General features: G+C 62.7%; 15 protein-coding genes. 12 read left to right on the top strand and 3 right to left on the bottom strand.

Going from position 1 to position 14,206, the window contains the following annotated elements; all coding sequences use genetic code 11:
* The first annotated feature begins 7 nt into the window (after nucleotides 1-7).
* The 7 genes from KB879_RS26315 (at nucleotide 8) to KB879_RS26285 (ending at nucleotide 6,328) form a co-directional block, all read left to right on the top strand.
* The gene (locus tag KB879_RS26315; protein ID WP_211982312.1) at nucleotides 8-766 is read left to right on the top strand and encodes a thioredoxin domain-containing protein; all 759 of its coding nucleotides are present in this window, start codon (nucleotides 8-10) and stop codon (nucleotides 764-766) included.
* Between the two features lie 193 nt (nucleotides 767-959).
* Nucleotides 960-1,451, top strand: a complete 492-nt coding sequence (locus KB879_RS26310) for a JAB domain-containing protein (RefSeq protein ID WP_035816717.1) — start codon at nucleotides 960-962, stop codon at nucleotides 1,449-1,451.
* Between the two features lie 193 nt (nucleotides 1,452-1,644).
* Nucleotides 1,645-2,085, top strand: coding sequence for a TIGR03757 family integrating conjugative element protein (locus KB879_RS26305; RefSeq protein ID WP_013957663.1), 441 nt, complete (start codon nucleotides 1,645-1,647; stop codon nucleotides 2,083-2,085).
* On the top strand, nucleotides 2,082-3,032 hold the full coding sequence (locus tag KB879_RS26300) for a TIGR03756 family integrating conjugative element protein (RefSeq protein WP_211980083.1): 951 nt from the start codon (nucleotides 2,082-2,084) through the stop codon (nucleotides 3,030-3,032). The genes KB879_RS26305 and KB879_RS26300 overlap by 4 nt, the downstream gene beginning before the upstream one ends.
* A 9-nt stretch (nucleotides 3,033-3,041) precedes the next feature.
* Complete coding sequence (locus tag KB879_RS26295; RefSeq protein WP_211980082.1) at nucleotides 3,042-4,445, top strand: integrating conjugative element protein; 1,404 nt, start codon at nucleotides 3,042-3,044, stop codon at nucleotides 4,443-4,445.
* A complete protein-coding gene (locus KB879_RS26290) occupies nucleotides 4,442-4,795 on the top strand; it encodes a hypothetical protein (protein WP_211980081.1) in 354 nt (117 codons plus the stop codon). The genes KB879_RS26295 and KB879_RS26290 overlap by 4 nt, the downstream gene beginning before the upstream one ends.
* 15 nt (nucleotides 4,796-4,810) lie before the next feature.
* Complete coding sequence (locus KB879_RS26285) at nucleotides 4,811-6,328, top strand: conjugal transfer protein TraG N-terminal domain-containing protein (RefSeq protein ID WP_211980080.1); 1,518 nt, start codon at nucleotides 4,811-4,813, stop codon at nucleotides 6,326-6,328.
* A gap of 5 nt (nucleotides 6,329-6,333) precedes the next feature.
* Here KB879_RS26285 and KB879_RS39520 read toward each other — a convergent pair whose 3' ends face one another.
* The gene (locus tag KB879_RS39520; RefSeq protein ID WP_249221192.1) at nucleotides 6,334-7,038 is read right to left on the bottom strand and encodes a DUF3742 family protein; all 705 of its coding nucleotides are present in this window, start codon (nucleotides 7,036-7,038) and stop codon (nucleotides 6,334-6,336) included.
* 12 nt (nucleotides 7,039-7,050) lie between these two features.
* On the opposite strand from KB879_RS39520, the gene mobH reads away from it, so the two are divergent.
* Nucleotides 7,051-8,895 carry a MobH family relaxase gene (gene mobH / locus KB879_RS26275; RefSeq protein ID WP_211980079.1) on the top strand — a complete coding sequence of 615 codons (1,845 nt, stop codon included), beginning with the start codon at nucleotides 7,051-7,053 and terminating at the stop codon, nucleotides 8,893-8,895.
* Between the two features lie 196 nt (nucleotides 8,896-9,091).
* Here mobH and KB879_RS26270 read toward each other — a convergent pair whose 3' ends face one another.
* Nucleotides 9,092-9,490, bottom strand: a complete 399-nt coding sequence (locus tag KB879_RS26270) for a helix-turn-helix domain-containing protein (protein ID WP_084186963.1) — start codon at nucleotides 9,488-9,490, stop codon at nucleotides 9,092-9,094.
* A gap of 220 nt (nucleotides 9,491-9,710) precedes the next feature.
* On the opposite strand from KB879_RS26270, the gene KB879_RS26265 reads away from it, so the two are divergent.
* The 4 genes from KB879_RS26265 (at nucleotide 9,711) to KB879_RS26250 (ending at nucleotide 13,223) form a co-directional block, all read left to right on the top strand.
* Nucleotides 9,711-10,061, top strand: a complete 351-nt coding sequence (locus tag KB879_RS26265) for a DUF2958 domain-containing protein (protein ID WP_211982309.1) — start codon at nucleotides 9,711-9,713, stop codon at nucleotides 10,059-10,061.
* A 267-nt stretch (nucleotides 10,062-10,328) separates the two neighbouring features.
* Complete coding sequence (locus KB879_RS26260) at nucleotides 10,329-11,699, top strand: MFS transporter (protein ID WP_371827376.1); 1,371 nt, start codon at nucleotides 10,329-10,331, stop codon at nucleotides 11,697-11,699.
* 15 nt (nucleotides 11,700-11,714) lie between these two features.
* Entirely contained in the window at nucleotides 11,715-12,407 is a 693-nt protein-coding gene (locus KB879_RS26255; protein WP_211980078.1) for a helix-turn-helix domain-containing protein, read from the top strand.
* A 438-nt stretch (nucleotides 12,408-12,845) separates the two neighbouring features.
* Nucleotides 12,846-13,223 (top strand): DUF5594 family protein, encoded by a 378-nt coding sequence (locus KB879_RS26250; RefSeq protein WP_211980077.1) that lies wholly within the window; start codon nucleotides 12,846-12,848, stop codon nucleotides 13,221-13,223.
* 15 nt (nucleotides 13,224-13,238) lie between these two features.
* Here KB879_RS26250 and KB879_RS26245 read toward each other — a convergent pair whose 3' ends face one another.
* Nucleotides 13,239-14,141 carry an aldose epimerase gene (locus KB879_RS26245; protein ID WP_211980076.1) on the bottom strand — a complete coding sequence of 301 codons (903 nt, stop codon included), beginning with the start codon at nucleotides 14,139-14,141 and terminating at the stop codon, nucleotides 13,239-13,241.
* Nucleotides 14,142-14,206 lie beyond the last annotated feature (65 nt).

Below are 14,206 nucleotides of genomic sequence, written 5' to 3'. Positions count from 1 at the left end.
GCGCATGATGCAACGTTCCGGCGCTACCCAATCCCGGCCCCTTCTTGCCGTACTGCTGGTGGCCGCCTCGCTGATAGGCGGAGGCGCCTGGCTGGTACTGCGTCCGCAGGCCATGGCGCCTGCTACTGTTCAGGTTGAGCCCCATGCCGAGGCGAAGACTGGGGGCACGACAGTACCCGGACCGCCTTGGCGCCGCGGCCGTTCTGACGCGCGCTTCACGGTGATCGAGTATGCCGACCTGGAATGCCAGTTCTGCCGAGCCTACTTCCCAGTTCTCAAGCGCTGGATCGATGAACACCCAGACGTAGCCTTGCAATGGCACCATCTGCCGCTCGCGATGCACGAGCCGGCCGCATCCGCCGAAGCCCGCCTCGTCGAATGCGTCGGTGCTGCCGGCGGCGATGCTGCGTTTTGGCAGGCGGTCGAATGGGTCTATACCCATACCCGCGGTAATGGCCAGGGCCTGCCGGAGGAACTGCGCTATCCCGACCTGTCGCCTGCCACGCAGCAGTGCTTGGCGTCCGAGCGGCCCAATGCAGTCATTCGCGCCCAAGCCGAGGAGGCGGCCAAGACCGGTGTCACGGCCACGCCGGCCCTGCTTCTACTGGACCGTGAGACGGGTAAGACGCTGCTGCTGCACGGGCCAGTCGAGGGCGATGCCTTGCTTTCGGCGCTCGATTTGCTTGCCGCTGGCGGCCACACCGCTGCCGATCCGTACAGTACTACAGATATGCCCGCCGCAATCGTCGGCGACATGCCCAGGTAGCCTCGATCTTCAAGGCTACGGCGCGGCGCGACCGCGTTGATCGAAACCCCGTTCGCATCGCATCCCTGGCGCGAACAGCCATCGCCACCGCGGTGGTGGATGCCTGTTTGTCCGATGCCTCATGCCGTCATCCATTGGAGGGTTTTGCCCTCCCGGGGCATGCGCCTCCGACTTTAACCATTGGAGGTTTGCAATGTCTTTCGTGTCTGATTCCACCCCGCAGTCGCTCGCTCTGCTTGCCGCGCAGCACGAGGATTGGATCATCCAGCAGGCCATCACCGTGCTGGAGAAGCGTGTCTTCAAGTCTGGTCCGGTGCTGAACGGTCTCGCGGCCGTGTGCGACTTCCTGCGCCTCAAACTGGTTGCGGAGCCCAACGAGGTGTTTGCAGCGGTGTTCCTCGACGCTCAGGACCGGGTACTCGCCTACGAGCCGCTGTTCAAGGGCTCGCGTAGCGAGGTCGCGGTGTATCCACGAGTCGTTGTTCAGCGCGCCTTGGCCCTCAACGCCTCGGCGCTCATCCTTGCGCATCAACATCCGTCCGGGATAACCGAGCCGTCGATGGCCGATCGAGTGCTCACGGACCAACTCAGTGTCGCCTTGGCGCTGGTGGATGTTCGTCTGCTGGAGCACGTCATCATCGGCAAGGGCACACCGTACTCGTTCGCCGAATCGGGGCTGCTGTAACCCGGTCACGGCGACGTTCCGGACGCGCATATTCCACCCTGCGGGAGCTTCGGCTCCCGCTTTTCTTGTCGCCAATGCAACGCGTTTCTTGCTGAGCCAACAAACGGAACGCGCGCAGTGCGTCTTGTTTGTCGAGGCGATGCCGCCTTCAGCGCTTGACTATGGCTCTGATCAGCTTCCAAGGATCCCGTGCATGTCAGCCCTTCTACTCAAGTTCTTGCCGGGGTGGCCGGCCCCAAGCTTCGCTGCTGTATTGCCAACCATGCTGATCACATTCTGCACGCCCGCTTTCGCCGCCGACGTGCTTGTCATCACCGACAGCCGCCATCCAGTACGAGCCATGGGCGGTGAGCGAATCATCGAACTGGACCTTCCCTCGCGGATCGAGGCCGAGCTGTCTGCGGGCCTGCCCGCAGATGCGATCCTCGCCGCCGACCTCGTGCGCAAGCGCCTACGCGAGGGCAAACTTCAGCGCCGGATAGGCCAGGCCTACCAAGGGTTCGCCGATGCTCGGGCCCTGGGCATCACCAAGGTGCCTGCCGTAGTGGTCGACGGCCGCTATGTGGTCTATGGCGAGCCGGACGTTGCGCGCGCCGTGGCGCGCATTGAAAACCATCGGAGGGAACAGCCATGAATCGCCTGCTCTTGCCACTCTCTCGCCGGTTTCGGCTGGCTATGGCTTTAGCGCTCCTGAGCGGTGCCGCGTCGGCATTCGCTTTGACCACGGCCACCATCGTGGCCTCTACTGCGTCGCCCGGCTGTCTGGAATACCGCGTCGTCGGCATCTGCTACTGGCTGTATTGCTCATGGTCGGGGTGCAGTGTGCGTACGTCGTTGAAAGTACGTCATTACGTGCCGGATGCGGTGGTATCGAGCTATTCGAATACCGGCGAGAACCCATGGATGGAAGTGCGTGCGATGAGCATGCCGAATGACACCGCCCAAGCCGGTGGCGACGGCACCGTGAACCATGGCAATGATTACAACGTGGCGAAGTTCAAGAACACCGACGTGATTGGGCATCCTGCGGGTTCGGTATTCAGCGAGTTCGCCAGGACCTTTGGTTACACCTGTCAGGGCGCGGGTACGGCTTTCATGCCGTACTTTCTGAGCACGCTCGACACGGCGGCCTGGCGCTACAACGTACCCGAGATGGTGTATCCGGAGGCGCTGACCTCTGGTATGCGAGAGATCGGTAGCGGCGTGACGGGGGATCTGTGGGGCAATGTCTATCCGCGCGGCGGATTCTTGCATCAGACCGATGACTACAAGAGCGCTGCCGTGGTCGCGCAGCGCGCGGGCGACGTCGTTACACGGCGCGCCCAGCCCCACGTCTATCAACCGCTGCTGGCGAATACCCGGGATGGTTACTGGCCGGCTGGCGCACTTTTGGAAGGCAACGCTTCCACCGGAAAGTGGCAAGAGCTGAGTCCGACGCTCTCGAACTCCTGTGCCGTTTTTCCACACAGCAGCCCGCGTGTGCAGGCCAAGCAGGGCGACTACGCCTGGGCGCTGTGGCGGCCCTATGCCTGTTGCCAGCGTCGGGGACAGGTCTTCCTTGGTAGCGTTGATTTAACATGAGGTTTCCCGATGAAGGTGTTCTATTCCTGTATGACAGGGCGTGCTAGGCCCTACGCGTTGATTATCGCGCTCGCTTGCGCCATCACGGCGGCAGCAGGCGTCACGTGGGCGCAGACCCATATCGACCGCAATGGCGCAAGCGCGAGCGGCAGCGTCATTGGCAATGACGTGCTCTACAGTGTGGGCGGTGGCCGGGCCGTGTCCATGAGCGGGGCTGGGAACATGAAAAGCATCGGCGTCGGTGTCGGCTGGAACAGCAACCTTATCTGCGGGGACATGAGTCTAACGACGACGCTGCAGAACCAGCTGAACGGTGCCACTAACGGCTTCCAGTCCATCATGTCCTCAGTGATCCAGAACGCCACCAGCGCCGTGGCGTCGCTGCCGGCGCTGATCATCCAGCGCGCGGATCCGGCGCTCTACAACCTGTTAGCCAACGGCGTGCTGCAGGCGCGCCTGGACTTCGACCGCTCCAAGATGACCTGCCGGGCCATCGCCAACCGGATGGCGGATTTGGCCGGCGGCCAGGCGGGCTGGGACCAACTCGCCGAGGGTATGGCGCTGCGCAATGCGGTGAGTAGTACCGATGCCGTGTCAGCTATCGCGCGGGCCGAATCGAACAAGGGCAACAACGGCGTGCCATGGGTAGGCGGCCGCAATGCGGGCGGCTCTAGCCAGAGTCCAATCAAGGTGGTGAGCGACGTAACGCGTGCGGGCTACAATTTTCTCAACGGGCGCGACGTCACGGAGACGTCATCGATTCCGCCTGCGTCCTGCGGCAATAGGCTGACGTGCCTCACGTGGTCCTCGCCACAGGCTGCTATCAACTTCGCCACCCGTGTGTTGGGCGAGCGCGAGCAGCGCACCTGCGACAACTGCACCAAGACGCAGACCACGCCGGGCGTCGGCCTCACGCCGGTGATTCAGGAAGAGTACGAAGCCAAGCTGCAGGCACTGCAGGAGCTGGTGACGGGTGTGAAGCCGACGACAGTAGCGAACCTCGAGGCGGCCGGCAGCAATTCGCTGCCGATCACCCGCGGCGTGATCGAAGCCCTGCGAGACGAGCCAGACCAGGATTTGCTGGGCAAGCGACTGGCTTCCGAGGTGGCGCTGTCAAGTGTGCTGGAGAAGGCCTTGCTGCTGCAGCGCACGCTGCTGACCGGCAAGAAGGAGCCGAACGTCGCAGCCAATGAGTTGGCCGTGAAGGAGGTCGACCGGGAGAACGGCACGCTGGAGCAGGAGATCAACAACGTCAAGATCGAGCTGGAGTTGCGGCGCACACTGGCCGGGAACTCCGCCTTGGCGATCGTGCAGCGCCACGACACCCGCGCCGGCGGATCGCGCGGCATCTTCGAGGGCGACACCACGCGCGATCGGCTCAAGGAAGTGCAGAAGCCGCGGAGCACGCCGTGACTGCCCGGACCTGGCTGCGGCCGGCCTGGCTGCTCAGCCGCCGCGTGGGCATTGTACTGCTGTGGATACTGGTGGCAGCCGGCATCTTCGTGGTTGTGAGTGTGGCCGGCATCCACGTCATCGGCAGCATCGACGGCTGGGAGCACTGGCTGCGTGCTCACGCGACCCATTTCCTCGTCTGGCGGCTGCTTCTCTACGGAGCGACGGCTTATGGCTGGTGGTGGATGCGCGGGCGCCTGCGGCAGCGCGAGCCATCGGGCGAAGCGCATCAACGCCTGCTGCGAGTCGAGATCGCGGCCGTGATCACCATCGTGCTGCTCGAAGGCAGCCAACTGCTGCGCCATGCCTGAAGCTGGGATGACCTCATGACCCTCTACACGACCGACTACCTGGAGTATTACCTGACCTTGGTGGGGTGGGTGGTCAACAACGGCATCTGGAACATCCTCGTGGAAAGCGGCCTGTTCGCGCTGCCGTTCGTTGCCATCGTGATCCACGAGTGGCTGCGCGCGAGGACAGAAGGCGCGGACGAGGGCAACAAGGGCGTGTTGTCCTCGATGCGCATCGAGAACCGCGTGTGGGTTGCGATCGTAGTGATCCTGTTTGCCGGCATCCCCTTGATTCCGGTTGATCTCAGCACGATCAAATTCGACACGAGCCGTTCCCGGCAGTGCCAAGTCAATGTCCCCCAGCCGGCCGATACGGGTTGGTCCAGCTCCTATACGACGCTCAATGACCAGAGCGCACTGGTGCCGGTGTGGTGGTTCTTCATGCACGCCATCTCGAAGGCAGTCACGGGCGCCGCGGTGGCGGCGATTCCTTGTGGAACTGACCTGCGGCAGATGCGCATGGATGTTGACGCCACGCGCATCGATAACCCGGTGCTGGCCCAGGAAGTTGGCGATTTCGTGCGTGATTGCTATGGCCCTTCGCGCGCCAAGCTGTTCATGAGCCGGCCGACGCTCTCCGACGAACAGATGAACGACGTCACCTGGATCGGTTCGGGCTACTTCCTCAACACCGCCGGCTTCTACGACACCTACCATTCGAGCACACCGCGCACGGCTTGGCCTTATGACGCGGCCCGCGATGCGGGGCTGGCCCAGGTGGACAGTGGCGGCGGCTACCCGACCTGCCGGCAATGGTGGTCCGATGGCAGCAGTGGGCTGCGCGCACGCCTGTTGGGCCAGGTCGATCCCGATCTGCTCTCTCGTATCGGGCGATGGGCGGGGTTCCTCTCGCAGAATGAGGTCAACGACTCGGTGGTCCGCGCCGTCGTCTCGCCCCGGCATCAGAAGATGAACCAGGGGGCCGTTTATACCGACTACGGCGGTCAGATCGAGAAGACGCTGCCCAACATTGTGGCGCGCGGCACTGGCGATCTCGGCCTAGCCGCCGGGTCGCCTGGTTTCTTCCCAGCCATGGACGTGGTGCGCCAGGCACTGCCGATGGTGCTGTCGCTGCTCAAGATGGCACTCGTCATCTGCATCCCACTGGTGCTGCTGTTCGGCACCTACGAGCTGAAGGCCGTGGTCGCTGTGAGCTGCGCCGAGTTCGCGCTGTTCTTCGTGGACTTCTGGTTCCAACTTGCGCGCTGGCTGGACAGCACGATCCTCGATGCACTCTACGGCTGGGCACTTGGTGCGAACCGGCCGCACTCAAACTTCGATCCCTTGATCGGCCTTAACAATGCCTTCGGCGACATGTTGCTGAACTTCGTCATGGCGACGATGTTCGTCATCTTGCCGACATTCTGGGTGGCCGCACTCGGGTGGGTAGGCGTGCGGGCTGGCGCCGCGCTTCAGTCATTGGGTGTGGGATCTAAGGAGGCTCAGGCTGCAGGAGGGAAAGGCTCCAGCATCGCCATGAAGGTTGTTAAGTGACCTGCTTAGTCTTGTTCGTCTTCGGGATCGTGTGGATCGATTCGATGACCATCATAAGAATACAGGCCATACCCGGCAGGACCGTGCTCCCATTCTGCCTTGTGTTCCTCGTCATAGCTTCCATTATCATTCCGAATGATAATGGCGCCGGCCAGAGCGAATGCAAGCAGCAACGCTAGCCATAATGTGGTGTAGAGCAACGGGCCGAGCTTGAGCACCATCAGCAAAGCCTTCGCAACGCCAGGCTTCCATCCTCGCGCCACCAGCCAATTCGTTGCCCTCCGGTCCAGCCGCACACAACTCTGCCACAGCCGGCCCAGGGTCCGGCCCACACCCTCCGCGAAAGTGGTTTGTGCAACGTGTTTCATCGTGGCTACCTCATGCTCGTCCTGCCCTGGCCCTCGATACTCGTTCTTGAATCCTGCACGGCTTTTTAAGCCGAGAGGCTGATTTCCCTGCAACATCCAATCAGACTGCGTGGCGTGCCCAAAATTCCGCGGGCGTGAGGACGGGGTACTGGCGGCCAGCAGCCCCTTGTCGCCGGTTATCAGGTGGTCGACCTTCGGCGCCAACAACGTGACAAGCCCTAGCCTGGTCAGTGGGGTCTCGCAGGAACCGACGGTCAATCCGACTTTGGCGAAGCCCGCATTGGCTGTGGCCTGAGAAGAACTGTTGAAGCTATATCCAAGGATCCAAAGTTTGCCCGTCATCCGAAATTCGCCATGCTCTCGTTGTTCCTACGCAGGAGAGTGCCGCCCAACACCGGCACCCCGTCTACGGCCACCATGGAGCCTCCTAAAGGGCTGACGCGGCCAGAATCGGCCGCGTCACTGCTGGCGACACCGCGCCGACAGAAGCTGCTGGAGCACATTTGGCAGCGCACTTCCGTCTCCCGCAACCAGTTCGCCACGTTGTACCGTGCGCCGTTGGAACGCTACGCCGAGCTGGTCCAACTGTTTCCGGCCTCGGAAAGCCACCACCATGCCTACCCCGGCGGCATGTTGGATCACGGACTGGAAACCGTCGCCTACGCGCTGAAGTTGCGACAAGCCCATCTCCTTCCGGCTGGCTCGACGCCGGAAGCTCAAGCTGCCCAAGCGGAAGCCTGGACCGCGGGCACGGCCTACGCGGCACTGCTGCACGATGTCGGCAAGGTCGCTGTGGATCTGCAGGTCGAGTATGGCGACGGCACTGTCTGGCATCCCTGGCATGGGCCACTTCGACTGCCGTACCGCTTTCGTTACCCCAAGAATCGCGAGTACCGGCTTCACGGCGCAGCAACGGGGCTGCTGTACGCTCGCCTGCTCGATACGGACATTCTCGACTGGCTGAGTGGGTATCCTGACTTGTGGACCGCCTTGCTTTATGTCCTGGCGGGCCAGAACGAGCACGCTGGCATGCTAGGCGAGCTGGTGGTTCAGGCCGATCAGGCCTCGGTCGCTCAGGAGCTCGGCGGTGATCCGAGTAAGGCGCTGGCTGTGTCCCGCAACGCGTTGCAGCGGAAGCTGCTGGAGGGCCTGCGTTATCTGCTCAAGGAGGAGTTCAAGTTGAACCAGCCTCAGGCTTCCGATGGCTGGTTGACTCAGGATGCGCTCTGGTTAGTGAGCAAGACCGTTTCCGATAAGCTGCGGGCACACCTGTTGTCGCAGGGCATCGACGGGATTCCGGCGAGCAATACGGCCGTGTTCAACGTGCTGCAGGATCACGGCATCGCCTTACCCACTCTGGACGGCAAGGCGATCTGGAAAGGTACCGTGACAAGCGATGTCGGTTGGTCCCATACCTTCACGCTTCTGCGCCTCGCACCCTCGCTGATCTGGGAAGGAGATCAGCGGCCCCCATCGTTCACCGGTACGGTGACGGTAGTCCAGGAAGCGGGGGAGGCAACGAGTCTCGGATCGGTGCCGAGCAGTGCGCCTTCGCCCGCAACTCGGTCTTCGTCAGCTAGCCAGCCAACGGGCGATAGTGGCGAAGCGTTGGATCTGCTAGTCGCTCCCGGCGCAGCGTCGGCAGCTACCTTATCACTCACGGAAATCGACCCATCAGTTATAGAAGACCGGACCGTCGAGTCCGCAGAGTCGAGGGCGCCTATCGACTCGGTTTCCCTGGCACCCGCCTTAACTTCGGGACAGGAGCAAACGCCGTCAGGCGAGCATTTTGTTGCTTGGCTGCGCCGGCACATCGAAGCACGCACGCTCATCATCAATGACGCCAAGGCATTGGTGCATACGGTCGCCGATACCGTCTATCTAGTCAGCCCCGGTGTGTTCCAGCGCTATGCCCAAGAACATCCCAAAACCGCTTTCCTTGCCAAGCAAGCTCGAGTGCCCGATTGGCAATGGGTGCAGAAACGGTTCGAGAAACTGCACTTGCACTGCAAACAGCAGGACGGCGCGAATATCTGGACCTGCACCGTGGTGGGGCCGCGGAAGTCGCGGAGACTTCATGGCTACCTGTTGGAAGATCCGCGAGTCCTGTTCTCCGACATGCCGCCGAACAACCCTTACCTGTCGCTATCCCCGTCCGCCAGTTCTGGGCAGGAGTCACCGCGTGTAGTCCCGGCCTAAATAGCATAAGGTCGCGCAGTGGGCATCTTCCATGGAACTGAAGGAGGGGCTGCGACGCAAGCGGGGGCGTAATTTCAATTTTGATCGGCGTTCCGTCTGACTTTGACGCCCCTGAGCGAGCGCGAGGGAGCCGGCAATATGTGCGATTCCTAACTCCTGGACACATGCTTTGGATTGATGGTCTTGCAGTGAGCCGTCACTTGCGGCGTGGGCTACGCAAGGAATGTTTGGACCGCAGGAGGTCAGTGAACTGCCGAATGAAGCTGATCACAAGCGCTCTTTCATCCGGCTCTAGGTCCTTCAAGGCATCTGATACCACAGCAGTCTGATCATCAATATGCCTTGAGCCCCGACGCAATAGATCGTCCACCGTGCAATCCAATGCATCGCTTAGTTGCTGGAGGCGATATAGCGTTGGAACACGAGTGCCGCGTTCCCAGCGGCTGACTGCTTCCTGTTCCAAGTTGATCATCTCCGCCAGCTTCGCCTGAGTCAGGCCGCGAGCACGTCGCTGCGCGGCAATAGCAGATCCAACACGGGCCGCAATGGCTGCGTCCTGTGCATCTTCGCCAAGGGGTGTTGATCGAATAGGCATAGGACACAATGGTGGTATCTATTCCATTTGCGATGAACATCCTAAATGGAATAAATAAGTCCTAAATGGTTGATTTGTCGCTCGAGTCAGGGTAAGGTGGAGTACCGATGCTACCTAAAGGCTAGACGCGGGCTGCCGGTGAAAGGATTGCCCCGCGGCAATGCCGAGCCCAGCAGCGCCTAGCTTCTCCGTGGAGTGAAACGTTATGGAGGCTTTGACCATGAACCGATCCCTCATCACAGCGGAACAACGCGAGCAACTGCTCGCAAACGGCCGCGCGTACGCAACCGGCCACGCCAGCGACCCGCTGCCTGTGGTGCGGCTGTTTACGCCTGACGCGCATGCGACCTGGCTACTGGCCGCGCTCGACCCCGCCGATGGTGACACCGCATACGGTTTGTGCGACGTGGGTATCGGCATGCCCGAGCTGGGCCATGTGAAGCTGTCCGAACTGGCATCCATCGTTGGACCGCTCAAAAAGCCGATTCTTCGCGACCTGTACTTCCGGCCAAACCGATCGCTATCGGCGTATGCGCAGCTGGCGCAGGTAGACGGTTCGATCCCCGACTGACCGAGCCCGCCGGCCGTTCCGCTAGCCGGACCGGCCGCCCTCTGCTGCACCTCATTGGTTGCAGCAGTCGATTCCACACAAAGCGACCAGCATGGAAAGACGGTGCGCACGACTTGATGTCCGCGCACCAACTGTGCATTTCCTTACAGGCGTGGCGCACCGGACGATGCCTGATCGGCATCCCTCACGCGCAAACGATGGGGTCTTGGTCTCAAAAGGACCGGCCCTGACCGAAGTCCATTGATCACTACCTGACGAGGACCGAACGTGAATCCACAACAAGAACCGCATGTGAATCTCCTGAGCGTACCGGGCGGCGTCTTACCCGCACCGGCGCGCACGCTGGCTGCTCGCGACTACAAGACCTTGGGTCTTGCCGCCCTCGGCGGCACGCTTGAATTCTATGACTTCGTCATCTACGTCTTCTTCGTCACGGTGTTGGGCGCGCTATTCTTCCCGCCCAACATGCCAGATTGGCTGCGACAACTGCAGACGTTCGGCATTTTCGCCGCCGGCTACCTGGCACGCCCGCTGGGCGGCATCGTGATCGCCCACTTTGGTGACCGGCTTGGCCGCAAGCGCATGTTCACGCTGTCGATCTTGCTGATGGCAGCGCCCACGCTGATGATCGGCCTGCTGCCCACCTACGCCAGCATCGGCGTCGCGGCACCGCTGCTGCTGCTGGCGATGCGCGTGCTGCAGGGCGCGGCCATCGGTGGCGAGATGCCTGGTGCCTGGGTGTTTGTCGGCGAACACGTGCCGAGCCGGCACTACGGTTTCGGCATCGGGACCCTGACCTCGGGCATCACGGGTGGCATCCTGCTGGGTTCGCTCGTGGCGGTCGCCATCAATCGCCACTACACGCCTGAGCAGGTGAGCGATTTCGCCTGGCGCATCCCTTTTATCCTGGGCGGCGTCTTCGGACTTGTGTCGGTGTACCTGCGCCGTTTTCTGCACGAGACACCCGTGTTCCGCGAGTTGGCTAGCCGCAGCAACCTGGCGCGCGAACTGCCGATCCGCACCGTGCTGCGCGAGCACCGCTCGGCCAGCCTGTTCGTCGCATTGCTGACCTGGGTACTTTCTACCTCTATCGTCGTGGTGGTGCTGTACACGCCCGCCTACCTACAGAAGGTGCACCACATTCCCGCCGCGCTTGCGCTCGAGACCAATGCCTTCGCTACGCTCGCGCTGACCATCGGCTGCGTGATCGTCGGTTGGGCGAGCGACCGCATTGGCACGCGCGCCGTCATGCTGATCGGCTGGGGCGGACTTCTCATGACCGCTTACCTCTTCTACGGCAGCCTGCCCGGCACGCCTGGCACGCTGTTCTGGCACTACGGACTGCTGGGTCTGTTCGTCGGCACCGTCGCCACCGTGCCGATTGCCGGCGTGCGCGCCTTTCCGGCACCAGTGCGGTTCACCGGTCTCTCGTTCGCCTACAACATGTCTTACGCAGTTTTTGGCGGCCTCACGCCGATGATTCTCACGCTGTGGCTGCAGCACGACGCAATGGCGCCGGCTCACTATGTGGCAGTGCTGGCCGCTGTCGGATTCTCGCTAGCGCTCTGGCCCCTCGCCAAATGCGGCCATGCCATGCGCAATGGCGTGGCCAGCACGGCTGGCCAAGTCGGGCGATAACGAAGGAGCAACGAAATGAATGCGACGGAAAACACGCCACCAGTACGCCTACTGACTCCCGCCGAGCTGGCTGTCTGCATCAAGGTATTCCGCGACGCCCGGCAATGGACGCAAGAGCAGCTAGCCGTGATCGCAGGACTCAACGTGCGGACCGTTCAGCGCGTCGAACAAGGCTGGCCCGCTGGCCCCGACATCTGCCGGGCGCTGGCCAGCGCGTTCGATTTCCTGGACATCGACGCGCTTAACAAGCCATTCGCGATTCCACCAGAAGACGAACTCAAGGCAGCGCAGGAACAGTTCGACCGGGAGCACGTCACCTTCGCGGCGATTCGGCTGACCACGGGTAAGCAGTTGGCGGAGCTGGCGCAGACCAGCACGATGGACATGTCGGAGCTGGCCTTCGAAATGGGCGGCGAAGCGGACAAACGCTTCGCCGCACTGATGGAATATTTCCGTAACTACCGCGATGCCCTGGACGCCTATACCGAAGCAGAGAAGCGCGAGGCGTCGGACACGATGCAAGCCAACATCGATGTGCTCAAGACCCTTGGCGTTTCGCTCTGCTATGCCGAGCGCCAAGTGCTGCTGAAGGGAAGCTCGGACCCGGACAGGCCAATGCCAGCTAACGTCCTGTACGTGATCGGGTTTCCGCTCGGCAAGGAACCCAAGCTATTCGCCACGCCAGCTTCCGTTGATATCCGTCTGTAGAAGGGCTGAAGGGTCAAGATTCGCGCTTGCAAGCGCCGCTCCAAGCCCAACCATCCGACTCGCCCCAGGCATGGGGCTTGAGGAAGAAGGCAGACGCGCACTGACAAACAGGTCGCCTGGTATTGAGCACGAGAGGTACAGCGTGCACAGCCCATGAACTAGCCGAACACTGCCAGCTATCCCCAGGGGATAGCTGGCACAGCCGGCCTTCCAACGGCTGGAACACGTAGCCTACCTAAAAGGCCTTTTATAACCTTTTAAAGGTAAGGGGAATATGGAGCCCTGGCTCACCAGTGCTACTAGGGCGATGTGGAGCCGCTCACCTGGCTGCTGGGTGTACCGGCCAGCCTGACGCCGGCTGGTGTGTAGCGGCTGGCACGATGGCGCACGGCTGTGTGCCGCCATCATTCCAACTCGCAACGTCAGGACGCCGCCACCTTGACCACCGATTTCTTCGCCCGCTTTGAAGCGGAATGCGTGCCGCGCATCGCCGCCGCGATTGGCCAGCATGACCGGCGCTTGCAACTCCACTCCCTGCCCGCCGAGGCCCCCGGCCGGCCGCCGCGCCTGCGCGTGACCGGGGAGGGTCCGCCGGACCTGCGGCGCCACCCTTATGCGCTGGATATCACGCTGGCATGGGATGGGCTTGAGGTGCAGCGCTTGTTCGCGGGGGGTGGCGAGGTGCGCCTTGCCGGTTACCTGGCGGCGTTGCCGGCCAAACTGCGCGCCTGGCAGGAACCGCGCGGGATCGACTTCCGCTCGCTATCGCAGGCTGACCCGGCGATCCTGATCGGCGGGCTGGAATTCGAGCACTGAGCCTGGTGCACTGGCTCAGCCAGCCACCCGCAGCCGGCATACCGCGCTTTCCGTTTGCCCCGGCGCGATCCAGCGCAGCCCCTGGCCGTGGTGGATCGCGTCGGGCAGGCCTGCCCACGGTTCCACGCAATAGAAGTCAGAGGTTTCGTTTTCGGACCAGGTCGTCACGGCATGCCATGGCGCGCTGCCGGCGAGGTCGAGTTCGAACGTGACGCGGCGGTCTGGCATCGCCAGCGTGGCGGACGGGCTGTCGCGGAAGACGTGGAACGTGTCCTGCAGGCGTGGATCGTCCAGCTGGTAAGTCGTCTCGCCTGGCTCTGCGGGCCCGGGGCTGCCATCGGGTAGCTGGCGCATGCGGTCCGTGCCCGCCAATGCCAGCGATGCGGTGGCACGTTGCGCGTGCGGCAGCGCGAAATAGAAATGGTGGCCGGGATAGCAGGGCAGGCGCTGCGTGCCGGTATTGGTGGTGCGCAGTGTGACCTCGAGGCCGTCGGGCAGCAAGCGGTAGATGGCGTCGAAGGCGAATGCAAAGGGGTAGCCGGCGCGCGTTGCATCGCTGTCGCGCAGCGTCATCGTGATCGCGCCTTGTGCGTCGATGGCGCTCACGTCGAAGGGCAGGTCGCGCGCAAAGCCGTGCTGCGCCAGCGTGTGCACCGTCCCTTGTCCGTCGCGCCACTGCCCGGGATTGCCATTGGCAAAATGCCGGCCGATAAACGGAAACAGCAGCGGGTTGCCGCCGCGGACCTTGGCCGGGCGGGACCAGTCGGCGGCGTCCGGCCAGTAGAGGATGTCCTGTCCGCGGTGCACCCAGCGGACCAGCCGGCCGCCGTGTTGCGGGGCGAGCAGCAGGAACGTGTCGGCATCGCCGATCCGGACCAGTGGCTGGCCCTGGAAGTCTTGTGTCGGAAGCAATGGCATGTTGTTCGTTGGTGCCGCGCCGTGCGCGTGCCGCCCGGCGCAGCTGCCATGATAAGCCAGGCCAG

The organism is Cupriavidus sp. KK10 (assembly GCF_018223725.1).
GTDB lineage: Bacteria > Pseudomonadota > Gammaproteobacteria > Burkholderiales > Burkholderiaceae > Cupriavidus > Cupriavidus necator.
The sequence above is the reverse complement of the archived record's forward strand: the minus strand, read 5'-3'. Positions and strand labels throughout refer to the sequence as shown.